This is a genomic window from Gordonibacter sp. Marseille-P4307 (genome assembly GCF_900604965.1).
In the GTDB taxonomy this organism is placed as follows: Bacteria; Actinomycetota; Coriobacteriia; order Coriobacteriales; family Eggerthellaceae; genus Berryella.
Map to the genome: position 1 here is coordinate 1,058,872 of NZ_UWPD01000001.1, position 19,527 is coordinate 1,078,398.

General features: G+C 61.0%; 31 protein-coding genes. All 31 read left to right on the top strand.

Annotated features, from left to right (window positions below):
- The first annotated feature begins 78 nt into the window (after positions 1-78).
- The 31 genes from rpsL to scpB all read left to right on the top strand — a co-directional run bounded on the left by rpsL (position 79) and on the right by scpB (position 19,526).
- A complete protein-coding gene (gene rpsL / locus EIH26_RS04685) occupies positions 79-450 on the top strand; it encodes a 30S ribosomal protein S12 (protein ID WP_039688617.1) in 372 nt (123 codons plus the stop codon).
- Between the two features lie 106 nt (positions 451-556).
- Positions 557-1,027: a 30S ribosomal protein S7 gene (gene rpsG / locus EIH26_RS04690; protein WP_124061113.1), complete on the top strand. Its 471-nt coding sequence runs from the start codon at positions 557-559 to the stop codon at positions 1,025-1,027.
- Positions 1,028-1,041: 14 nt separating this feature from the next.
- On the top strand, positions 1,042-3,150 hold the full coding sequence (gene fusA, locus EIH26_RS04695) for an elongation factor G (RefSeq protein WP_124061114.1): 2,109 nt from the start codon (positions 1,042-1,044) through the stop codon (positions 3,148-3,150).
- A 34-nt stretch (positions 3,151-3,184) separates the two neighbouring features.
- On the top strand, positions 3,185-3,493 hold the full coding sequence (gene rpsJ, locus EIH26_RS04700) for a 30S ribosomal protein S10 (RefSeq protein WP_006361610.1): 309 nt from the start codon (positions 3,185-3,187) through the stop codon (positions 3,491-3,493).
- Between the two features lie 15 nt (positions 3,494-3,508).
- Positions 3,509-4,129, top strand: a complete 621-nt coding sequence (gene rplC, locus EIH26_RS04705; protein WP_124061115.1) for a 50S ribosomal protein L3 — start codon at positions 3,509-3,511, stop codon at positions 4,127-4,129.
- Positions 4,130-4,161: 32 nt separating this feature from the next.
- Positions 4,162-4,785 carry a 50S ribosomal protein L4 gene (gene rplD, locus EIH26_RS04710; protein ID WP_124061116.1) on the top strand — a complete coding sequence of 208 codons (624 nt, stop codon included), beginning with the start codon at positions 4,162-4,164 and terminating at the stop codon, positions 4,783-4,785.
- Positions 4,786-5,067 (top strand): 50S ribosomal protein L23, encoded by a 282-nt coding sequence (gene rplW, locus EIH26_RS04715; protein WP_124061117.1) that lies wholly within the window; start codon positions 4,786-4,788, stop codon positions 5,065-5,067. It begins immediately after the preceding gene.
- A gap of 197 nt (positions 5,068-5,264) precedes the next feature.
- A complete protein-coding gene (locus EIH26_RS04720; protein ID WP_124061118.1) occupies positions 5,265-6,581 on the top strand; it encodes a trigger factor in 1,317 nt (438 codons plus the stop codon).
- A gap of 83 nt (positions 6,582-6,664) precedes the next feature.
- Complete coding sequence (locus EIH26_RS08660) at positions 6,665-6,928, top strand: cell wall-binding repeat-containing protein (RefSeq protein WP_370453755.1); 264 nt, start codon at positions 6,665-6,667, stop codon at positions 6,926-6,928.
- Between the two features lie 170 nt (positions 6,929-7,098).
- Positions 7,099-8,022 carry a diacylglycerol kinase family protein gene (locus EIH26_RS04725; protein WP_164470980.1) on the top strand — a complete coding sequence of 308 codons (924 nt, stop codon included), beginning with the start codon at positions 7,099-7,101 and terminating at the stop codon, positions 8,020-8,022.
- Positions 8,023-8,322: 300 nt separating this feature from the next.
- A complete protein-coding gene (gene rplB, locus EIH26_RS04730) occupies positions 8,323-9,153 on the top strand; it encodes a 50S ribosomal protein L2 (RefSeq protein WP_124061120.1) in 831 nt (276 codons plus the stop codon).
- Between the two features lie 21 nt (positions 9,154-9,174).
- Positions 9,175-9,447 (top strand): 30S ribosomal protein S19, encoded by a 273-nt coding sequence (gene rpsS, locus EIH26_RS04735; RefSeq protein ID WP_039688637.1) that lies wholly within the window; start codon positions 9,175-9,177, stop codon positions 9,445-9,447.
- Between the two features lie 14 nt (positions 9,448-9,461).
- The gene (gene rplV, locus EIH26_RS04740) at positions 9,462-9,803 is read left to right on the top strand and encodes a 50S ribosomal protein L22 (RefSeq protein ID WP_124061121.1); all 342 of its coding nucleotides are present in this window, start codon (positions 9,462-9,464) and stop codon (positions 9,801-9,803) included.
- A 6-nt stretch (positions 9,804-9,809) separates the two neighbouring features.
- The gene (rpsC, locus tag EIH26_RS04745) at positions 9,810-10,535 is read left to right on the top strand and encodes a 30S ribosomal protein S3 (protein WP_124061122.1); all 726 of its coding nucleotides are present in this window, start codon (positions 9,810-9,812) and stop codon (positions 10,533-10,535) included.
- Positions 10,536-10,958 (top strand): 50S ribosomal protein L16, encoded by a 423-nt coding sequence (rplP, locus tag EIH26_RS04750; protein ID WP_124061123.1) that lies wholly within the window; start codon positions 10,536-10,538, stop codon positions 10,956-10,958.
- Positions 10,959-11,159 (top strand): 50S ribosomal protein L29, encoded by a 201-nt coding sequence (rpmC, locus tag EIH26_RS04755; protein WP_039688644.1) that lies wholly within the window; start codon positions 10,959-10,961, stop codon positions 11,157-11,159. It abuts the gene before it with no gap.
- Positions 11,160-11,187: 28 nt separating this feature from the next.
- Complete coding sequence (gene rpsQ, locus EIH26_RS04760) at positions 11,188-11,448, top strand: 30S ribosomal protein S17 (protein WP_039688646.1); 261 nt, start codon at positions 11,188-11,190, stop codon at positions 11,446-11,448.
- Between the two features lie 48 nt (positions 11,449-11,496).
- Complete coding sequence (gene rplN / locus EIH26_RS04765; protein WP_124061124.1) at positions 11,497-11,865, top strand: 50S ribosomal protein L14; 369 nt, start codon at positions 11,497-11,499, stop codon at positions 11,863-11,865.
- A gap of 22 nt (positions 11,866-11,887) precedes the next feature.
- Positions 11,888-12,199, top strand: a complete 312-nt coding sequence (gene rplX / locus EIH26_RS04770) for a 50S ribosomal protein L24 (RefSeq protein ID WP_241152824.1) — start codon at positions 11,888-11,890, stop codon at positions 12,197-12,199.
- A 128-nt stretch (positions 12,200-12,327) separates the two neighbouring features.
- Positions 12,328-12,873 (top strand): 50S ribosomal protein L5, encoded by a 546-nt coding sequence (gene rplE, locus EIH26_RS04775; RefSeq protein WP_124061126.1) that lies wholly within the window; start codon positions 12,328-12,330, stop codon positions 12,871-12,873.
- A 66-nt stretch (positions 12,874-12,939) separates the two neighbouring features.
- A complete protein-coding gene (locus EIH26_RS04780; protein ID WP_124061127.1) occupies positions 12,940-13,125 on the top strand; it encodes a type Z 30S ribosomal protein S14 in 186 nt (61 codons plus the stop codon).
- Between the two features lie 103 nt (positions 13,126-13,228).
- Positions 13,229-13,627, top strand: a complete 399-nt coding sequence (rpsH, locus tag EIH26_RS04785) for a 30S ribosomal protein S8 (RefSeq protein WP_124061128.1) — start codon at positions 13,229-13,231, stop codon at positions 13,625-13,627.
- 17 nt (positions 13,628-13,644) lie between these two features.
- On the top strand, positions 13,645-14,187 hold the full coding sequence (gene rplF, locus EIH26_RS04790; protein WP_124061129.1) for a 50S ribosomal protein L6: 543 nt from the start codon (positions 13,645-13,647) through the stop codon (positions 14,185-14,187).
- A 43-nt stretch (positions 14,188-14,230) separates the two neighbouring features.
- Positions 14,231-14,602, top strand: coding sequence for a 50S ribosomal protein L18 (gene rplR / locus EIH26_RS04795; protein ID WP_039688661.1), 372 nt, complete (start codon positions 14,231-14,233; stop codon positions 14,600-14,602).
- A gap of 13 nt (positions 14,603-14,615) precedes the next feature.
- On the top strand, positions 14,616-15,143 hold the full coding sequence (gene rpsE / locus EIH26_RS04800) for a 30S ribosomal protein S5 (RefSeq protein WP_124061130.1): 528 nt from the start codon (positions 14,616-14,618) through the stop codon (positions 15,141-15,143).
- A complete protein-coding gene (gene rpmD / locus EIH26_RS04805; protein WP_124061131.1) occupies positions 15,143-15,334 on the top strand; it encodes a 50S ribosomal protein L30 in 192 nt (63 codons plus the stop codon). The genes rpsE and rpmD overlap by 1 nt, the downstream gene beginning before the upstream one ends.
- A gap of 183 nt (positions 15,335-15,517) precedes the next feature.
- Positions 15,518-15,967, top strand: coding sequence for a 50S ribosomal protein L15 (rplO, locus tag EIH26_RS04810; RefSeq protein ID WP_124061132.1), 450 nt, complete (start codon positions 15,518-15,520; stop codon positions 15,965-15,967).
- Positions 15,961-17,247 (top strand): preprotein translocase subunit SecY, encoded by a 1,287-nt coding sequence (gene secY, locus EIH26_RS04815; RefSeq protein WP_124061133.1) that lies wholly within the window; start codon positions 15,961-15,963, stop codon positions 17,245-17,247. The genes rplO and secY overlap by 7 nt, the downstream gene beginning before the upstream one ends.
- A 66-nt stretch (positions 17,248-17,313) precedes the next feature.
- Entirely contained in the window at positions 17,314-17,991 is a 678-nt protein-coding gene (locus EIH26_RS04820) for a site-2 protease family protein (RefSeq protein WP_124061134.1), read from the top strand.
- A 4-nt stretch (positions 17,992-17,995) separates the two neighbouring features.
- Positions 17,996-18,805 (top strand): ScpA family protein, encoded by an 810-nt coding sequence (locus tag EIH26_RS04825; RefSeq protein ID WP_124061135.1) that lies wholly within the window; start codon positions 17,996-17,998, stop codon positions 18,803-18,805.
- Positions 18,795-19,526 carry an SMC-Scp complex subunit ScpB gene (gene scpB / locus EIH26_RS04830; protein WP_124061136.1) on the top strand — a complete coding sequence of 244 codons (732 nt, stop codon included), beginning with the start codon at positions 18,795-18,797 and terminating at the stop codon, positions 19,524-19,526. Before EIH26_RS04825 ends, scpB begins: the two co-directional genes overlap by 11 nt.
- The last annotated feature ends 1 nt before the right edge of the window (position 19,527 follow it).

Below are 19,527 nucleotides of genomic sequence, written 5' to 3' on the forward strand. Positions count from 1 at the left end.
CGATGGGCTTAACTCGAAAATGACCTGGTGAAAATCGGGTCTGAAGGCACATTTCGATTGTAAGAAGGAGAGAAGAAGTTGCCTACAATCAACCAGCTGGTCCGCAAGGGCCGCGCCAAGCAGGTCGACAAGAAGAAGACCCCTGCTCTGAAGGGCAACCCTCAGAAGCGTGGCGTGTGCACCCGCGTGTACACCACCACCCCGAAGAAGCCGAACTCGGCTCTTCGCAAGGTTTGCCGCGTGCGTCTGGTCAACGGCATGGAGGTTACGGCCTACATTCCCGGTATCGGCCACAACCTGCAGGAGCACTCCATGGTGCTCATCCGCGGCGGCCGCGTCAAGGACCTGCCCGGCGTGCGCTACAAGGTCATCCGCGCCGCGCTCGACTGCGCTGCGGTGAACGACCGCAAGCAGGCGCGCAGCCGCTACGGTGCCAAGCGCCCCAAATAAGTTGTCAGTAAGCCGCACGGACCGCTGAACGCCGCAATATAAAGGAAGCGGCCGGTCTAATGGACCCAACGGGTTCGGAAGTGCGCAAGATCTCGAAGGAGAAAGAATGCCGCGTCGCGCAGCAGCCATCCGCCACGAAGTGCAGCCGGATGCCAAGTACAACAACCGTCTTGTCACGCAGCTGATTAACAAGGTCCTGCTTGATGGCAAGAAATCCCTCGCCGAGAACATCGTCTACGGCGCGTTCGACCTCGTTCAGGAGAAGACCGGCGAGGATCCCCTGTCCGTGTTCAAGAAAGCCATGGACAACGTTCGCCCCACGCTTGAGGTCAAGCCCAAGCGCGTCGGCGGCGCCACCTATCAGGTCCCGATGGAAGTGCCTTCCCGTCGTGCGACCACTCTCGCGATCCGCTGGATCGTCGACTTCTCCCGCAAGCGCCGCGAGCACACCATGCGCGAGCGCCTTGCCAACGAGATCATGGAGGCCGCCCAGGGCCAGGGCGCTTCGGTCAAGCGCCGCGAGGATCTCTACAAGATGGCCGAGTCCAACCGTGCGTTCTCGCACTATCGTTTCTAGAGGGGGCTTCCTTTATGGCTAAGAAGACCTCTCTGAAAGAGACGCGCAATTTCGGCATCATGGCCCACATCGACGCGGGCAAGACCACCACGACCGAGCGCATCCTGTACTACACGGGCAAGACCCACAAGATCGGCGAGGTGCACGACGGCGCCGCCACCATGGACTGGATGGTTCAGGAGCAGGAGCGCGGCGTGACCATCACCGCCGCCGCCACCACGTGCTTCTGGAAGAAAGACGACGTCGAGTACCGCTTCCAGATCATCGACACGCCGGGCCACGTGGACTTCACCGCCGAAGTCGAGCGCTCTTTGCGCGTCCTCGACGGAACCGTTGCCGTGTTCGACGCCGTTGCCGGCGTGCAGCCCCAGTCCGAGACCGTGTGGCGTCAGGCCGAGCGTTATGGCGTGCCCCGTATCGCGTTCATCAACAAGTACGACCGCGTGGGAGCAGACTTCTTCCACGCCATCGACACCATGAGGGACCGTCTGGGCGCCTCTGCCGTCGCCGCCCAGATTCCCATGGGCGCCGAGGACAACTTCTGGGGCGTCATCGATCTCGTTACCATGACCGCATGGGACTTCAAGGCTGACGAGAAGGGCATGACCTATCCCGAGCCTATGGACGCCATTCCCGCCGAGTTCGCCGAGGAGGCCGAGCTGCGCCGCCAGGAGCTGGTGGAGGCCGCCGCCGACTGCGACGACGAGCTTATGGAAAAGGTCCTGATGGAGGAGGAGTTCGGCGTTGACGAGCTCAAGGCCGCCATCCGCAAGGGCGTTATCGCCTGCCAGATGAACCCCGTGTTCGTCGGTTCCGCCTACAAGAACAAGGGCGTGCAGGAACTGCTGGACGCCGTCGTCGACTACCTGCCCAGCCCCCTCGATATTCCGGCCATCAAGGGCGAGAACCCCGACACCGGTGCCGAAGACGAGCGTCCGGCCGACCTCAAGGCCCCGTTCTCGGCCCTGGCGTTCAAGATCATGACCGACCCGTTCGTCGGTAAGCTCACGTACCTGCGCGTGTACTCGGGCAAGCTCGATGCGGGTTCGTACGTGACCAACGCCTCGAAGGGCAAGAAAGAGCGCGTCGGGCGCTTGCTGCAGATGCACTCGAACCAGCGCGTCGACATCGATGCGTGCGCTGCGGGCGACATCGTGGCCGTTGTCGGCCTGAAGGCCACCTCGACGGGCGACACGCTGTGCGACGAGCAGGCTCCCATCATCTTGGAGTCCATGGAGTTCGCCGATCCGGTTATCGACATCGCGGTCGAGCCCAAGACCAAGGCCGAGCAGGACAAGATGGGCATCGCCCTTCAGAAGCTGGCCGAAGAGGATCCGACCTTCCGCGTTTCCACCAACCAGGAAACCGGTCAGACCATCATCGCCGGCATGGGCGAGCTCCATCTGGAGATCATCGTCGACCGCTTGCTGCGCGAGTTCAAGGTCGAGGCGAACGTCGGTAAGCCCCAGGTCGCCTATCGCGAGACGGCTACCAAGGAAGTCCTCAACGTCCAGGGCAAGTTCGTTCGCCAGTCGGGCGGTCGCGGCCAGTACGGCGACGCCGTCATCAACCTGTACCCGCAGGAGGCAGGCAAGGGTTACGAGTTCGAGAACAAGATCGTGGGCGGCGTGGTTCCCAAGGAGTACATCCCCTCGATCGACAAGGGTATCCAGGAAGCGCTCAACAACGGCATCCTGGCCGGTTATCCCGTGGTCGATATCCGCGTCGAGCTGGTTGACGGCTCCTATCACGACGTCGACTCCTCCGAAGCGGCCTTCAAGGTGGCCGGCTCCATGGCGTTCAAGGCGGCTATGAAGAAGGCCGCCCCGGTGATCCTCGAGCCCATGATGGCCGTCGAGGTCGAGACGCCCGAGGAGTACATGGGCGACGTTATGGGCAACCTCTCCAGCCGTCGCGGCCAGATCCGCGGTATGGGCGATCGCGGCAATGCCAAGATCATCAGCGCCAAGGTGCCGCTGTCCGAGATGTTCGGCTACGCTACCGATCTGCGCTCCACGACGCAGGGACGCGCTTCCTATACGATGCAGTTCGATTCGTACGAGGCGGTTCCCAAAAACGTTGCGGACGAGATCATCAGCAAGGCCGGCGGAAGCGCTTCCTAAGCGGACGCTAGAATTCAATTGGAGGAAAACACAAGTGGCTAATCAGAAGATTCGCATCCGCTTGAAGGGATACGACCATGAGATCGTGGACCAGTCCACGAAGCTCATCGTCGACACCGCTCAGAAGACGGGTGCAAAAGTTTCCGGTCCCATCCCGCTGCCGACGGAGCGCAACCTGTTCACCGTCGTGCGCGGCCCGCACGTCGACAAGGATTCCCGCGAGCAGTTCGAGATGCGCACCCACAAGCGCCTGATCGACATCCTCGAGCCCACCCCTAACACGGTTGACTCGCTGATGCGCCTCGATCTCCCTGCCGGCGTCGACATCGAGATCAAGCTGTAAGGGGTGCCTCAGAGTATGATTAACGCGATTTACGGCAAAAAGGTCGGCATGACGCAGCTGTTCAACGAGAACGACGAAGTCGTCGCCGTCACCGTCATCAAGGCAGAGCCCAACACCGTCTGCCAGATCAAGACCGTTGCCACCGACGGCTACGACGCCGTGCAGCTCGGCTTCGGCGACATCAAGCCCCAGAAGGTGAACCGTCCCATGGGCGGGCACTTCACCAAGCAGGGCGTCGATGCCCGTCGCTACCTGCGCGAGGTTCGCGTCGAGGACGGCAGCGCCCATGCAACCGGCGAGCAGGTTACGGTCGGCAGCTTCGCCGAGGTGAAGAAGGTCGACGTCACCGGTACCTCCAAGGGCAAGGGCTTCGCCGGCGTCATGAAGCGCCACGGCTTCGCCGGCGGTCCCGGCGGCCACGGCGCCCACTTCCACCGCGCCCCCGGCTCCATCGGCCAGTGCGCCACGCCCTCGCGCGTCCTGAAGGGCGTTCGCCTTCCGGGCCACATGGGCTGCGACACGGTTACCGTGAAGAACCTCGAGGTTGTCCGTATCGACGAAGAGTCGAACCTCATCCTCGTCAAGGGTGCAGTTCCCGGCGGCAAGAACGGCATCGTTCGCGTCCGCATGGCCTAGTTGATCGAAGAACCTCTTAAGGAGCTTGCAGTATGACCACTATCGAAATCAAGGATGCCGCAGGCAAGACGGTCGAGTCCGTCGAGCTTGCAGCGTCTGTGTTCGGCATCGAGCCGAACGTGCCCGTCATGCACCAGGTTGTTCGCGCTCAGCGCGCTTCTTGGCGCCAGGGCACCCATAACACCCGTACCCGCGGCGAGGTTCGCGGTGGCGGCAAGAAGCCCTGGAGACAGAAGGGCACCGGTCGTGCCCGCCAGGGCTCCATCCGCTCGCCTCAGTGGCGCGGCGGCGGTGTCGTGTGGGGCCCGCATCCCCGCTCCTATGCGTTCTCGGTGAACAAGAAGGAGATCAAGCTCGCGATGCGCTCCGTGCTCTCCGCCAAGCTCGCCGACGGCCAGCTTCACGTCGTCAACGACTTCGGTTTCGAGAAGCCCTGCACCAAGGCGGCCGTCGCCGCTCTGAAGGCTCTGGGCATCGAAGGTCGCACCACCATCGTCATTGGCAACGAGGACGTCGATACCTTCCTATCCTTCCGCAACCTGCAGAAGGTCAACGTCATCCCCGTGGCCGAGGCCAACACCTACGAGATGCTGGACAACAAGTCCCTCATCTTCACTTCCGAAGCTCTGAAGCGCATCGAGGAGGTGCTTGCATAAATGAACGCACGCGAGATCATCATCCGCCCCATCATCACTGAGCACAGCTACGACATGATGGAGAAGAACACTTTCACCTTCGAGGTTGCCAAGAACGCCAACAAGATCGAGGTCGCCAAGGCCGTCGAGGAGATCTTCGACGTCACCGTGGTCAAGGTCAACACGCTGACGGTCAAGCCGAAGAAGAAGCGCGTCCGCGTCCAGCAGGGGTACACCCGCACGTGGAAGAAGGCTATGGTTACGCTGAAGGACGGCGATACCATCGAGCTGTTCGCTTCCTAAGCGATCCTGTGCTGTTTTGCCGAAAGGGGCGCTCCGCTGCGGGGCGCCCCTTTTTGCGCTCGTATCGATTACAATACGCACCGTGCGCGTGCGCTTCCCGAGCGTTTCGGAAAGCTGGCTGGCGCGGTGTGATACGGCTCGGATGCCGCCGAACCTTTCGGGGACGGCCGGCTTCTTTCGATTCAGAGAGGGATCGTATGAAGGTCATCAAGAAGGAAAACCCCGACGGCACCTTTCACATGAAGGCCGTCGCATCGACCGAGGAGGTGGGTCGCGCGCTCGATGCCGCCCAGGAGGTGTTCTGCCAGCAGATGGGCGTGATGCCCGTTCCCGGTTCGTCTGCGGCCCAGGCGGCTGCCGAGCAACTGGGAATCAAAGACCTCGACGCCATCGTGGCGGCCCAGGCGGTCGAGTACCTTGTTCCCATGGCATTCGAGAAGCACGGCGTGATCCCCGCCTTCATGCCGCAGGTGCGCGCTGCGGTGCCGATGCATCGGGAAAAGGCCTTCGAGTTCGAGTTCGAGGCGACGTCCAAGCCCGTTTACGAGCTGTCCGGCTACGATCCGGTTTCGATTACGGTCGAACCCTACGGCAGCGTCGATGACGAGGTCGAGGCCCAACTCCAGCAGATCGCTGAAAACTTCTCGACGTTCGAGCCCGCCGAGGCGGCCGTTATCGAGCAGGGTATGACGGTATTTCTGGCCGTGCGCTGCCTAATCGATGGCAAGGAGGTTCCGGGCGTGACCACGCCGGGGCGCAGCTATCAGGTGGGTACGGGCATGATGCCTCCGTCGTTTGACGAGGGTATCGTGGGCATGAACGTGGGCGAGCAGCGCTCGTTTTCCTTCCTCGCGCCCGACATCGACGCCGAAGGCGGGCTTTCTGAGAAGGAATATCGGGCCGAGGTTACGTACCTCGAGAACCAAAAGCGCGTTAAAGCCGAGATCACCGATGAGTTCGTAACCTACACCTTCCCGATGTACTCGTCGGTTGAGCAGCTGCGCGCGTCCATCTTCGACGATCTGGACGGCAAGCGCCGCACGGGATACGAAGAGTACAAGCGAAACCTTGCCGCCGACGAGCTGGGGAAGCGCTTCGAGGGCAGGATCGCCGACGAGGTGTACGAGGGCACCATGCGCAATACGGTCATGAACATGCGCGCCGAGATCCAGCAGCAGGGCATGCGCTGGGAAGACTTCGTAACCCAGAACGGGGGAGCCCAGCAGGTCAACATGATGCTCATGATGCAGGTGCGCTCGATGCTCGTTCAAGGCTACGCACTCGACGCTCTTTACCGTCACGAGCGCCTTTCCTACACCGACGAGGATGTCATGGATGTGTGCCGCGCGTTCAACCCGGCCGATCCTGCGCTTGCACGCCGTCGCATGGAGGAGATGGGGCACAGCCTCACCTTGAAGGAATCGGCCGAGCGGCTATGCGCTAACAAATGGCTGGTCGCGCACGCTGATATCCGCGTTGCGGACGAACAGGGCGCTTCGGCGGAAGGGGAGTAGCGAGGAAGCGGGTTGTCGAGCGGGTCGATCCTGTCGTATCTCAGGGCATACAGGGCGACTAACCACCGGTGGCATGGAAACGCGTGTTCGGCCAAGACGCCATCAGTACCATGAAGGCCATCTCCGAGAACTGGGAAGCCGGTACATCGAAAACCGTGGTGGTGGCCACCGCGAGCGGGTATTGGGATCCTTTGGTGGCGTCGGCTCTGGCGGGGAGGCATCAGTGCCCGATTCCACCTTCGATGCCGCGAAGAAGCCGTCCGAGAGGAAGTAGCGCGCATCCCGTATGGGCGGCGGTGCATTCGGCCCGGCGATCCTATCGATCGCCGGGCTTTTCTCGTTGCTAGGGCAATCGGCGGGTTGGTTTCGTTTCATCCGCCCAATCGTTCGGTTTGCGGCTTGGCGGACGGACGCGGTGCAGGTTTTGCGGAAGCGCTCGGGACCGGCGTGCCGATCGGGCGCGTTTGCAGTATGGTATCCCGTCGGAACAACTGCATCCGAAACGATAGGAGATCGCGTGGGCGAATCCAGTCTGGGTCGCGTCCTTTTGATTGCGAATCCCGCTGCGAACAACGGCCGGGTGAGAAAAGTGGCTCTCGAAGCCCGCGATGCCCTGCGCACGGCGTGCCCTTCGATCGACGAGGTGCAGCTGGTGCTCACCGAGCAGCCCGCGCACGCGACCCGTATCGCCTCGTCGGCGCATCCCTGGGACACGGTCGTGGCTTTGGGCGGCGACGGGGTGGCTCACGAAGTCGCCAACGGGCTCATGCGCATCGATGGGCCCGATCGTCCCGTATTCGGGCTGCTTCCCTTCGGATCGGGAAACGACTACGCCCGTACCCTGGGCATGCCGATGGATCTGCGCGCTGCCGTTCAAGCGCTGGAAGCAGCGCGGTCTCGCTCTTTCGACTTGGGGATATGCAACGACCGGTTCTTCTTGCAGACGCTTTCCTTCGGCTTAGACGCCGCTATCGCGCTTGACACGGTGAAGCGGCGCAAGACCACGCGGCTGTCGGGCGCGCCTCTCTACCTTGTGAGCGGTCTCACCCAGCTCGTGGCGCACCTCGACGTTCACCATGCAGAGGTCTCCATCGACGGCGCCGAGCCCGCTTTGCTCGATGTGCACCTCCTGGCCATCCAGAACGGTGCCACGTACGGGGGCGGGTTCTCCGTGTGCCCCGATGCCCGTCCCGACGATTCCGTACTCGATTTGTGCTGGGTGGACGGCCCCCAGCCTGTCCATCGGGCGACCAAGACCTTCCTTTTGGCGAAGGGCGGCAGGCATGTGACGCGCCCCGGCGTGCATTTCGACCGCGCATCGCAGGCAACGGTCGCGTTCGCAGGTTCCGTGCCCGCCCAGATCGATGGGGAGCAGCTAACGGGAACGCGCTTCAAGATCGGCGTCGCGCACCGGGCCCTCTCGGTGCTCTCCCTCGCGTAGGCGCGTCCTTTCGACCGCGCATCGGACCTCTTGTGCGCAGGTTATGTGCTCATCTGGGCTTCTTGATAATGCTTTTCCTTCTGTATATAATTCTTCCTTGTGTCTGGGCGATCTATAGATACACCCGGACGCGTGGATTATCGGAGTCGAAAGCGCATGCCCTCATCATGCGCAGGTCGGCAATCGTGATCCACGGCATGTAGGGGGTCTTTGGTGTACGACGAGGCGTGCGAGCAAAGGCCCGGAGGAAGATGCTTGAAGTCCGTTGCGCTTCGAGCATCCGAGAAAGGAAACACTAGCATGGGAGTCAAGCAGTACAAGCCGACTAGCCCCGGCCGCCGTTTCCAGATGGTCTCCGATTTCGCGGAGATCACCACGGATAAGCCGGAGAAGTCGCTCCTCGCGCCCCTGTCCAAGAAGGCAGGGCGCAACAACAACGGACGCATCACCACCCGTCATCAGGGCGGCGGCCACAAGCGTCGTTACCGTATCATCGATTTCAAGCGCAACAAGGACGGCGTGCCCGCCAAGGTTGCCACGGTCGAGTACGATCCCAACCGTTCTGCCCGCATCGCCCTTCTGCATTACGTGGACGGAGAGAAGCGCTACATCCTGCATCCCAAGGGTCTGCGCGTGGGCGATATGATCGTGAGCGGTCCCGAAGCCGACATCAAGCCCGGCAACGCTCTTCCCCTCGCGAATATCCCCGTGGGTACCCTCATCCACGCCGTCGAGCTCCAGCCCGGCAAGGGCGCGGCGCTTGCGCGTTCTGCGGGAACCAGCATCCAGCTCATGGGTAAGGAAGGAAAGTACGCCATCCTGCGCATGCCCTCTTCCGAAATGCGTCGCGTGCTGCTCACCTGCCGTGCGACCGTCGGAGAGGTCGGCAATGCCGAGCACTCCAACATCAAGATCGGCAAAGCCGGCCGCAGCCGCTGGCTGGGCATCCGTCCCACGGTTCGCGGTACCGTCATGAACCCGGTCGATCACCCGCACGGCGGCGGCGAGGGCAAGAACAAGTCCTCGGGTCGTCACCCCGTGTCTCCGTGGGGCGTTCCCACCAAGGGCCATCGTACCCGCAACCGCAAGAAGGCTTCGAGCCGCCTGATCATCCGCCGCCGCAAGAAGTAGCGCCCGCGAAAAGGAGCAATAGTGAGCAGAAGTTTGAAGAAGGGACCTTTCGTCGAGCCGCGCCTTCTCGGTCGTATCGAGGCTATGAACGAAGCCGGAACGAAGGATGTCGTGAAGACCTGGTCTCGTGCATCTACCATCTTCCCGGAGATGGTCGGTCACACGATCGCCGTTCACGACGGGCGCAAGCACGTCCCCGTCTATGTAACCGAGTCCATGGTCGGCCACAAGCTGGGAGAGTTCTCTCCGACCCGCACCTTCAAGGGTCACGCAGCCGACAAGCGCAAGAAATAAGGAGAGGGTGAGCAATGGAAGCTAGAGCTATCGCACGTTACGTGCGTGTTTCGCCCCGCAAGGCGCGCGTCGTCGTCGATCTGGTCCGCGGTAAGTCCGTGCTGCAGGCTCGCGAGGTTCTCGCGTTCACGAACCGCGGCATCGCCGAGTGCGTCGAGAAGACCCTGAATTCCGCGGTTGCCAACGCCGAGCATCTTCATCATGTCCGTCCGGAGTCTCTCGTCGTCAAGGAAGCCTACGTCGACGAAGGCCCGACCCTGAAGCGCATTCGTCCGCGTGCGAAGGGTTCCGCTTCACGTATTCGCAAGCGTTCGAGCCACATCACCATCGTTGTTGGCACGCGAGAGGAGGCATAAAGCCTTATGGGTCAGAAAGTAAGCCCTACCGGTTTCCGTCTCGGCATCACCGAGGATTGGCGTAGCCGCTGGTACGCAGGCAAGGATTACGCTGCCAACCTCGAGAACGACATCGCCATTCGCTCGTTCCTCGAGCGCGAGCTCTCCCGTGCTTTGGTGTCCCGCATCGAGATCGAGCGCGCCGGCGACAAGACCAAGGTCATCATCACCACGGCCCGTCCCGGTATCGTGATCGGCAAGAAGGGGTCGGAGATCGACGCCCTGCGCAAGAAGCTGCAGTCCATCGCAACCGGCACGGTGTCCGTCGAGGTCATCGAGGTTAAGAGCCCCGAGCTGGACGCCACCCTCGTGGCTCAGTCCATCGCCGAGCAGCTGGAAGGCCGCGTCGCCTTCCGTCGCGCCATGCGCAAGGCCGTTCAGTCCGCGATGAAAAGCGGCGCCAAGGGTATCCGCATCCAGTGCGCCGGTCGTCTGGGCGGTGCCGAAATGAGCCGTCGCGAGTGGTATCGCGAGGGTCGCGTGCCGCTGCACACGCTGCGTGCCAAAATCGATTACGGCACTCATACCGCAGCGACCACCATGGGCTCCATCGGGGTTCAGGTTTGGATCTATCATGGCGAGGTTCTGCCGGGCCAGAAGGCTCCGCAGCCTGCTCTCGAGGGCAGCGCTCGCCCGAACCGCGCTCGTCGCAACAACCATCGCGGCGACCGCAACGAGAGGGGTGCTAAGTAGATGCTCGTACCTAAGCGTGTGAAGCACCGCAAGGTGCAGCGCGGTTCCATGAAGGGCAAGGCCAAGGGTGGAACCCGTCTGAATCATGGCGAGTACGGTATCCAGGCTCTCGAAGCCGCTTGGATCACCAACCGCCAGATCGAGGCTGCTCGTATCGCGATGACCCGCGAGATGAAGCGCGGCGGCAAGGTGTGGATCACCATCTTCCCCGACAAGCCCATCACCAAGAAGCCCGCCGAGACCCGCATGGGCTCGGGCAAGGGCAATCCCGAAGCCTGGGTCGCCGTCGTCAAGCCCGGCCGCATCATGTTCGAGATCGCCGGCGTCGAGGACGAGGTTGCTCGCGAGGCGCTCCGTCTTGCCATCAACAAGCTTCCCATCAAGTGCAAGATCGTGACGCGCGAAACGGAAGGTCAGGAATAAATGAAAGCAGCAGAGATTCGCGAGCTTTCCGCAGAGGATCTGACGGCAAAGCTTCAGGAGGCCCGCGCAGAGCTTTTCAACCTGCGCTTCCAGATGGCTACCAGCCAGCTGGACAATACCGCCCGCCTCGGCCAGGTCAAGAAGGACATCGCTCGTATCCAGACTGAGATGCGCGCGCGCGAGCTTAAGGCTCTTAACTAGAGCGCGGATTTTAGGAAGGTAGAAGAACATGACTGATGAACGCAACTCTCGCAAGGTCCGTCAGGGCATTGTCGTCAGCGATGCCAATGACAAGACCTGCGTAGTGCAGATCAAGGATCGCAAGCCTCATCCCATCTACGGCAAGATGATGACCACCACCAAGAAGTTCCACGCTCACGACGAGAACAACGAGGCCCATGTCGGCGATACCGTCTTGATCATGGAAACCCGCCCGCTGTCCAAGATGAAGCGCTGGCGCCTGGTGAAAATCGTCGAGAAGGCACAGTAGTTTGCGGCTTTGCTGCATTCTCCTCTAGAGGAAAGTAAGGTAGAAGCAATGATTCAGGTGCAAACCATGCTCACGGTTGCCGATAACTCCGGCGCCCGTAAGGTGCAGTGCATCAAGGTCCTCGGCGGCACCGGCCGTCGCTATGCCGGCCTTGGCGATGTCATCATCTGCGCGGTTAAGGAAGCGGCTCCCAACGCCAACGTGAAGAAGGGCGACGTCGTTCGCTGCGTTGTCGCTCGCGTGAAAAAGGAGGTGCGCCGTAAGGACGGCAGCTACATCCGCTTCGATCAGAACTCCGCCGTTCTGATCAACGAGGACGGCTCTCCCCGCGGCACCCGCATCTTCGGGCCCGTTGCCCGCGAGCTGCGCGACAAGAAGTACATGAAGATCGTGTCTTTGGCACCGGAAACGCTGTAAAGGAGGTGCGCTGATGAGTGGAATGAAGATCAAGAAGGGCGACCTCGTCAAGGTCATTGCCGGTAAGGACAAGGGCAAGGAGGGCGTCGTGCTCCGCGCGCTTCCCGAGCGCAACCGCGTCGTCGTCGAGAAGGTCAACATCGTGAAGAAGGCCCAGCGACCCACGCCGCAGAACCAGCAGGGCGGCATCATGTCGATCGAGGCCCCGCTGCACGTGTCGAACGTCATGCTGATCGATCCTGCGACCAAGAAGCCCACCCGCATCGGTTATCGTTTTAAAGAAGACGGTACGAAGGTGCGCGTTGCCAAGGTTTCCGGCAAGGATATCGATTAACATAGTGAATTGCGATTTTCCAGCCTCGTTTAGCGGGGCTGGATACTCGCGGTTATGGCCCCGGCAAGGCGTCGGGGACGCGGGGTCGGAAATCTCGCGTTTAATTCATCGGAAAGGAAAGCATTACCATGACTCCTCGTTTGAAGGAACGCTACAAAAACGAAATCGTGGCTAAGCTGGAGTCCGAACTTGGCTTGCAGAACGTGAACCAGGTTCCCCGCCTCGAGAAGATTGTCGTGAATATGGGCGTGGGCGCCGCCGCGTCGGATTCCAAGCTGCTCGATGCGGCCATCAACGATCTGCGCATCGTTACCGGCCAGCAGCCCTGCGTGACGCGCGCGCGCAAGTCCATCGCCGGATTCCACATCCGCGAGGGCCAGGCTATCGGCGCCAAAGTCACGCTGCGCGGCGACCGCATGTGGGAGTTCCTCGATCGTCTTCTGGCCGTGGCCCTGCCGCGCGTGCGCGACTTCCGCGGCATCTCGCAGAAGAGCTTCGACGGCCGTGGCAACTACTCTCTGGGCATTACCGAGCAGCTGATCTTCCCCGAGATCGATTACGACAAGATCGATCGCACTCGCGGCATGGACATCACCGTCGTCACCACCGCCGAGGACAACGCATCCGCGCTCGCTCTGCTCAAGGCCCTGGGCTTCCCCTTCAAAGAAGACTAGGCCGCGTATCGTTCGTAGACGTTCGGGAGCCCCATGCCCCCGCGTTAATAGGAAAGAAGGAAATGCATGGCTAAGAAATCGATGATCGCCAAGGCGAAGCGCGAGGCCAAGTTCTCGACGCGCGAGCACAACCGCTGCGCGCGCTGCGGCCGCCCCCGCGCTTACTACCGTAAGTTTGGCCTGTGCCGCGTGTGCCTGCGCGAGCTTGCCAACAAAGGCGAACTTCCTGGCGTGACCAAGTCCTCCTGGTAGGCGACCGGTATACGTTTAGGGTGTGCCCGCGCTCAGGCGTTCGCGCTACGGGTGCGAACGAACCGAGCGACGCGGTTCATCAAGGACTAAAGGAGAATCTCGTATGACAATGACCGATCCAATCGCAGATATGCTTACGCGCGTGCGTAACGCAAATTCTGTCGGCAAGGACACCGTGTCCATGCCGTCGAGCAAGAAGCTCGTCGAAATCGCCCGCATCATGGAGCAGGAGGGCTATATCGCGCGCTTCGAGGTGATCGAGGGAGAGCCTCGCGCCACCCTTGAGATCACGCTCAAGTACGGCAACAAGAAGGCCAAGACCATCCGCGGCATCAAGCGCATCTCGAAGCCCGGCCTGCGTATCTACGCCGGCAAGGACGAGCTGCCCCGCGTCCTCGGCGGTCTCGGCACGGCAATTATTTCTACGAGCCAGGGTGTGATGGCCGACCGCGATGCGCGCAAAAAGGGCATCGGCGGCGAAGTCGTCGCATACGTCTGGTAGGAAGGGAGCGAGGTAATATGTCTCGTATCGGCAAACAGCCCATTACCGTTCCTGCTGGCGTGACGGTCACCATCGACGGTACCAAGGTCACCACCAAGGGCCCCAAAGGCGAACTCACCCGCGAGTTCCCCTCTATGATGATCATCAAGCAGGAAGGCGACGTCATCACCGTGGAGCGTCCCGACGACTCCCGTGAGGCGAAAAGCTACCACGGCCTGGTTCGCACGCTCGTGGCGAACATGGTCGAGGGTTCCGCAAACGGCTTTTCCAAGAAGCTGCAGCTGGTGGGCGTCGGCTACCGTGCCGCGCTGAAAGGCAAGGATCTCGACCTTCAGCTGGGCTTCTCCCATCCCGTTGTTGTGACCTGCCCCGAAGGCATCACCTTCGAGGTTCCCACTCAGACCGAGGTCGTGGTTTCGGGTCCGAGCAAAGAGCAGGTCGGCCAGGTTGCGGCCGACATCCGCAAGTGGCGCAAGCCCGAACCCTACAAGGGCAAGGGTATTCGCTACGAGGGCGAATACGTCCGTCGTAAGCTCGGCAAGGCTGCCAAGGGCGACTAAAGCTGCCTCGTCTGCATATGATTAAGGATTGAAGGGAATCTCAATGAACACCAATTTCAAGAAGAGGCAGACAGGGCTCGTTCGCCGTCATCGTCGCGTGCGCGGCAAGATCTCCGGTACCGCAGCCCGTCCCCGCCTCTGCGTTACGCGCAGCAACAACAACATCTACGTGCAGGTCATCGACGACGTTGCCGGAAAGACCATCTGCGGCGTCTCGACCCTCGGTCCCGAATTCAAGGAGACCGGCAAGAAGAGCGCGACGGTCGAAGGCGCTTCGGCCATCGGTTCGATCATCGGCAAGAAGGCACTCGAGGCCGGCGTCACCGAGGTCGTGTTCGACCGCGGCGGCAACCTCTATCACGGGCGCATCAAGGCTGTTGCCGAGGGCGCTCGCGAAGCAGGCCTGAAGTTCTAGAAGGGAATAAGCTATGGCTCGTAAACAGCAACAGGAGGCAGGCGTTCCCGAGCTCCAGGAGCGCGTCGTTTCGATCAACCGTGTTTCCAAGGTCGTCAAGGGCGGTCGCCGCATGGCGCTCACCGCTCTGGTCGTCGTCGGCGACGGCAACGGCCGCGTCGGCATCGGTCTGGGCAAGTCCAAGGAAGTTCCCGCCGCCATCTCCAAGGGCGTCGAGGACGCGAAGAAGAACATGTTCGACGTTCCTCTGACCGAGGCCAAGACGGTTCCCCACGACATCATCGGCGAATACGGCGCGGGTCGCGTCCTTATCCGTCCGGCGATGCCCGGTACCGGTGTCATGGCCAGCGGCGCTGTCCGTGCGATCATGGAGCTTGCCGGCATCACCGACGTCATCACCAAATCGCTCGGTTCCACCAACTCCATGAACATCATCAAGGCGGCTGCCGAGGGTCTGAAGAACATGCAGAGCCCCGAGCAGGTTGCCGAGCGTCGCGGTCTGACCGTCGATCAGATCTTCGGCCGAAAGGAGAGCAACTAATGTCCGAAGCGAAGAAGACTCTCCGTCTCACTCAGATCAAAAGCTCGATCGGCCGTAAAGCCGATCAGGGCCGCACGCTGCGCGCTCTTGGGCTCGGCCGTATCGGCAAGACCGTCGATCAGGTCGACAACGAGTCCGTTCGCGGCATGATCTTCAAGGTGAAGCACCTTATCACCGTCGAGGAGATCTAAAAGTTAGCCGTTTCTTTGAAACGCTGGCATTTAAACCCCGCTTGTTATAGGCAAGCGGGGTTTTTTACTTTATAATCGTCATGTTTTGCGCCGTATCGGCTCAAGGCACATAATGGAGTTTGCTAGCGGCGAGCTGCTAGCGCGGTCCGCAGGGGCGGATCGAGCGAACAAAAGGAGTTCAACATGGAATTGTCCGATCTTCGTCCCGCAGAGGGCTCTCGTAAGAAGCGCACGCGCGTCGGTCGCGGTCACGCAGCAGGCAAGGGCAAGACCGCCGGTCGCGGTCTGAACGGCCAGGGTTCTCGTTCCGGTGGCAAGAAGCGCGCCGGCTTCGAGGGCGGTCAGACCCCGCTCGCACGTCGCCTGCCCAAGCTTCCCGGTTTCCGCAACATCAACCGCGTGGAGTACATTCCCGTGAACGTCAGCCGTCTCGAGGATAAGTTCGAGGCCGGCGAGGTCGTGGACGGCGAGTCCCTGAAGGCCAAGCGCATCATCAAGAATGCCGATGCTCCCGTCAAGGTTCTCGGTGACGGCGATATCACCAAGGCTCTCACCGTGAGGGTCGACAAGGTTTCCGCCACCGCTCAGGCTAAGATCGAGGCTGCCGGCGGAAAGGTCGAACTGCCTTGTTAAGTGCGATCGTAGACGCATTCAAAGTTGCGGAGCTGCGCAAGAAGATCCTCTTCACGTTGGGGATCCTTGCGCTGTACCGCTTCGGAGCGTACCTCCCCGTTCCGGGCATCCCGTTCCGTCAGTTCGCCGATGCTTTCGCGAACTCGGGGACGGGCGTTTCCATGACGATGCTCGACCTGTTCACTGGCGGTGCGCTGTCGCACTTCTCGGTGTTCTCGCTGGGCATCATGCCCTACATCACCGCATCCATCATCATGCAGCTGATGCAGGGAGTCATCCCGGCGGTTGGCCGCTGGGCCAAAGACGGCGAGACCGGACGGCGCAAGATCACTCAGACCACGCGCTACCTTACGTTGGGCCTGGGTCTTATCAACGCCATCGGGTACCTGCTGCTGTTCCAGTCACCGGCCTACGGTGTTCAGTTCAGCACCGACGTGCCCCAGTGGCTCACCAGCGTTATCGTCGTGTTCACGCTGGTTGCGGGCACTGGTTTGATCATGTGGATGGGCGAGCTTATCACCCAGCGCGGCATCGGCAACGGCATGTCCCTTATCATCTTCGCAAGCATCGTGTCTCGTGTTCCCTCGTCGATCTTCTCGTCGGTCACCACCAATTCTGACATGGGGACGGGTATTGCGGTCACCGTGCTTATCGTGGCCGTGGTGCTTATCGCCATCCCCCTCATCATCTTCGTGGAGCGCGCGCAGCGCCGTATTCCGGTGAACTACGCCAAGCGCATGCAGGGACGTCGCATGATGGGCGGGCAGTCCACCTACATTCCCTTCAAGGTGAATGCAGCGGGCGTTATCCCCATCATCTTCGCAAGCTGCCTTATCTACTTCCCGGCCCAGATAGCCGCGTTGTTCAACGTCGGTTGGCTGACGGCCCTGTCGAACGCAATCTCGACGGGTTGGCTGAACTGGATCCTCACGCTGCTGCTGATCGTCTTTTTCGCATACTTCTACACCTCTATGGTGTTCAACCCCGAAGAGACGGCGGATAACCTTCGCAAGCAGGGCGGGTTCATTCCCGGCATCCGTCCCGGAACGGCGACGGTTGCCTACATCCGCAACGTCTTGCGTCGCGTGACGCTGCCCGGAGGTATCTTCATCGCCCTTATCGCGGTCGTTCCCTCGATTCTGTTCTTCTTTACGAACAACCAGTTGATCCAGGCGTTCGGCGGCACCTCCATCCTCATCATGATCGGCGTCGCACTCGATACCATGACCAAGGTGGAAAGCCAGTTGAAGATGCACAACTACGAGGGATTCTTCAAGTAGGGTTCTCGGATTTCGCTTCGAACGGCCTGGCTAACAACCAGGCCGTTTCTGTATACAGGAGTGCTTATGGTGTCAATTCCGTATCTGATCTGCGCAGTTTTGTCGTTTATACCAGGGATCGTCCTGCATGAGATGGGACACGCCTTTGCGGCGTACAAGCTGGGTGATCCGACTGCGCGCAGCGCGGGACGCATCTCGTTCAACCCCATCAGGCACGTCGATCCGTTCGGTACGGTGATTCTTCCGATTATGCTGATGGCGGTGAACATGCCCGTGTTCGGATACGCGAAACCGGTGCCCTACAACCCCTCGTATTTCAAAGACCCCCGCAAAGGCGATCTGATCGTGGGGTTGGCCGGTCCGGCGGCCAACTTCATCCAGGCGCTGGCCGCAGCGGGGGTAGCGCTGGCTCTGTTCATGTTCGCTCCTCTGTCGTCATGGATGAGCAACGTCGTCTTCGGTTATTTCTACACCCTGTTTCTGCCGCTGTACGCGCTTATCAACCTGTATCTGATGTTCTTCAACCTGCTGCCGATACCCCCGTTGGACGGCTCGTCCATCTTCGCCTTCATCCTGCCCGAACGTTATCTGCCGCAGTACTATCGCGTCCAGCAGTACGCATTCCCGATCTTCATCGCGGTTGTGGTTCTGGTTCCCCAGGTGCTTCACATCAACCCGTTCCGCTTTTACCTCGATGCGACTGCAGGCAATATCTGGGAGCTGCTGTTCCCCTTCATGGCATAGGCGCATGGCGTTTCGCGTTAAGACAGATTCTTTCGAAGGGCCCTTCGACCTGCTGCTGTACTTGGTCGGCAAGCAGCGGGTCGATATCGGCGCGATCTCGATCACATCCGTTGTCGATCAGTATCTGGCCGAGGTGGCGTGCATGCGCAAGCTCGACCTCGACGTCGCAAGCGATTTTCTGTTGGTTGCCTCTACGCTGCTGGAGATAAAGGCCTCCAGCTTGGTGCCGAGGGAGCCGGCTTCTCCCGAAGACGATGAGATGGCGGAGATGACCCCTCGCGAGGCGCGCGATATCCTCGTGGGACGTCTGCTGACGTACAAGCAGTTCAAAAATGCGGCGATGGGATTGGGGGCGCTGTACGAGAGACGCGGATCCATGTTCGCCCGTACCTTCGGTCCCGATGCCGATCTGCGTTCGGTCATGCCCGACTTCCTGCGCGACGTGAGCCTCGACGGGTTGGCGTATCGCGCTGCGTGCTGCTACGCTCGTCGCGAGGTGTTCCTGCTGGAATCCGAACACATCGCAAGCAAGCCGATTCCCGTGGAGGTGCAGGTTCGCGCGCTCCACCGGCGCATCGCGAATCGGAAATCGCTTCGGTTCAGCCAGCTTGTCGACCCCGCGTCACCGGTGCCGGTCGTGGTCGTTACCTTTCTGGCCATCCTTGAGCTGTTCAAGCGCTCGATGGTGGATCTCGTTCAGGACGAGGAGTTCGGCGATATACGGATCGACTACATCGAAGGCTCGGGTGACCTTGTTTTCGAGGGGGAAAGCGAGCGTTTGACGTCGTTCGAGGAGGATTTCAATGTTCGGTAACCTTGACGAGGGCCGTCTGTCGGCCGCGCTCGAGGCGCTTTTGTTCGTGACCGACGAACCGGTTGCCGCTTCAACGCTCGCTTCTATGGTCGAAGTCGAGCTCGCCCGCGTCGAACAAGAGCTGACCTGCCTGGCTGAACGCTTCGAGCAAGAGGGAAGAGGCCTCGCTCTTTTGCAGGTGGCTGGCGGCTGGAGGCTCTATACGCATTCCGACTTCAAGGATCTGCTCGAGAAATACGTGCTGTCGTGGGACACGCGCCGCCTGTCGGAGGCCGCGCTCGAAGTACTGGCCGTCGTGGCGTACGGTCAGCCCCTTACGCGAGCTCAGATCGCCTCCGTGCGCGGGGTGAACTCTGATTCGACGCTGAATACCCTCATCGATCGGGGGTTGGTGAGAGAGGCGGGAACCCTTGACGCTCCCGGCAATCCTACTTTGTATGCCACGTCGCGCAGTTTCCTGGAGCGGTTCGGGCTCGGTTCGCCCAAAGATCTGCCGGATCTGGCCGATTTCGCACCCGATGAGGAAACCGTGCGCCTTATCAAGGAGCGCCTGGGGGCAACGCAGGTTGAGGTTCGCGCTCATGGGCTTGTCAAGGGCGAGCACGGGGATCTTTCCCTGTTCGATGTGGGAGAATCCGAACAACCTTCCTTGGAGTCCCTGTTCGGCGTCGTCGACAAGGTCGATTTCGACGAGCTGACCTTCAACACCGATGACGAGTAGG

Bases quoted from the DNA above. Each gene is read 5' to 3' on its own strand.
- rpsG (WP_124061113.1), top strand. From the start codon at position 557: ATGCCGCGTCGCGCAGCAGCCATCCGCCACGAAGTGCAGCCGGATGCC.
- fusA (WP_124061114.1), top strand. From the start codon at position 1,042: ATGGCTAAGAAGACCTCTCTGAAAGAGACGCGCAATTTCGGCATCATG.
- rplC (WP_124061115.1), top strand. From the start codon at position 3,509: ATGATTAACGCGATTTACGGCAAAAAGGTCGGCATGACGCAGCTGTTC.
- rplD (WP_124061116.1), top strand. From the start codon at position 4,162: ATGACCACTATCGAAATCAAGGATGCCGCAGGCAAGACGGTCGAGTCC.
- rplW (WP_124061117.1), top strand. From the start codon at position 4,786: ATGAACGCACGCGAGATCATCATCCGCCCCATCATCACTGAGCACAGC.
- EIH26_RS04720 (WP_124061118.1), top strand. From the start codon at position 5,265: ATGAAGGTCATCAAGAAGGAAAACCCCGACGGCACCTTTCACATGAAG.
- rplB (WP_124061120.1), top strand. From the start codon at position 8,323: ATGGGAGTCAAGCAGTACAAGCCGACTAGCCCCGGCCGCCGTTTCCAG.
- rplV (WP_124061121.1), top strand. From the start codon at position 9,462: ATGGAAGCTAGAGCTATCGCACGTTACGTGCGTGTTTCGCCCCGCAAG.
- rpsC (WP_124061122.1), top strand. From the start codon at position 9,810: ATGGGTCAGAAAGTAAGCCCTACCGGTTTCCGTCTCGGCATCACCGAG.
- rplP (WP_124061123.1), top strand. From the start codon at position 10,536: ATGCTCGTACCTAAGCGTGTGAAGCACCGCAAGGTGCAGCGCGGTTCC.
- rpmC (WP_039688644.1), top strand. From the start codon at position 10,959: ATGAAAGCAGCAGAGATTCGCGAGCTTTCCGCAGAGGATCTGACGGCA.
- rpsQ (WP_039688646.1), top strand. From the start codon at position 11,188: ATGACTGATGAACGCAACTCTCGCAAGGTCCGTCAGGGCATTGTCGTC.
- rplN (WP_124061124.1), top strand. From the start codon at position 11,497: ATGATTCAGGTGCAAACCATGCTCACGGTTGCCGATAACTCCGGCGCC.
- rplX (WP_241152824.1), top strand. From the start codon at position 11,888: ATGAAGATCAAGAAGGGCGACCTCGTCAAGGTCATTGCCGGTAAGGAC.
- rplE (WP_124061126.1), top strand. From the start codon at position 12,328: ATGACTCCTCGTTTGAAGGAACGCTACAAAAACGAAATCGTGGCTAAG.
- EIH26_RS04780 (WP_124061127.1), top strand. From the start codon at position 12,940: ATGGCTAAGAAATCGATGATCGCCAAGGCGAAGCGCGAGGCCAAGTTC.
- rpsH (WP_124061128.1), top strand. From the start codon at position 13,229: ATGACAATGACCGATCCAATCGCAGATATGCTTACGCGCGTGCGTAAC.
- rplF (WP_124061129.1), top strand. From the start codon at position 13,645: ATGTCTCGTATCGGCAAACAGCCCATTACCGTTCCTGCTGGCGTGACG.
- rplR (WP_039688661.1), top strand. From the start codon at position 14,231: ATGAACACCAATTTCAAGAAGAGGCAGACAGGGCTCGTTCGCCGTCAT.
- rpsE (WP_124061130.1), top strand. From the start codon at position 14,616: ATGGCTCGTAAACAGCAACAGGAGGCAGGCGTTCCCGAGCTCCAGGAG.
- rpmD (WP_124061131.1), top strand. From the start codon at position 15,143: ATGTCCGAAGCGAAGAAGACTCTCCGTCTCACTCAGATCAAAAGCTCG.
- rplO (WP_124061132.1), top strand. From the start codon at position 15,518: ATGGAATTGTCCGATCTTCGTCCCGCAGAGGGCTCTCGTAAGAAGCGC.
- EIH26_RS04820 (WP_124061134.1), top strand. From the start codon at position 17,314: ATGGTGTCAATTCCGTATCTGATCTGCGCAGTTTTGTCGTTTATACCA.
- EIH26_RS04825 (WP_124061135.1), top strand. From the start codon at position 17,996: ATGGCGTTTCGCGTTAAGACAGATTCTTTCGAAGGGCCCTTCGACCTG.
- scpB (WP_124061136.1), top strand. From the start codon at position 18,795: ATGTTCGGTAACCTTGACGAGGGCCGTCTGTCGGCCGCGCTCGAGGCG.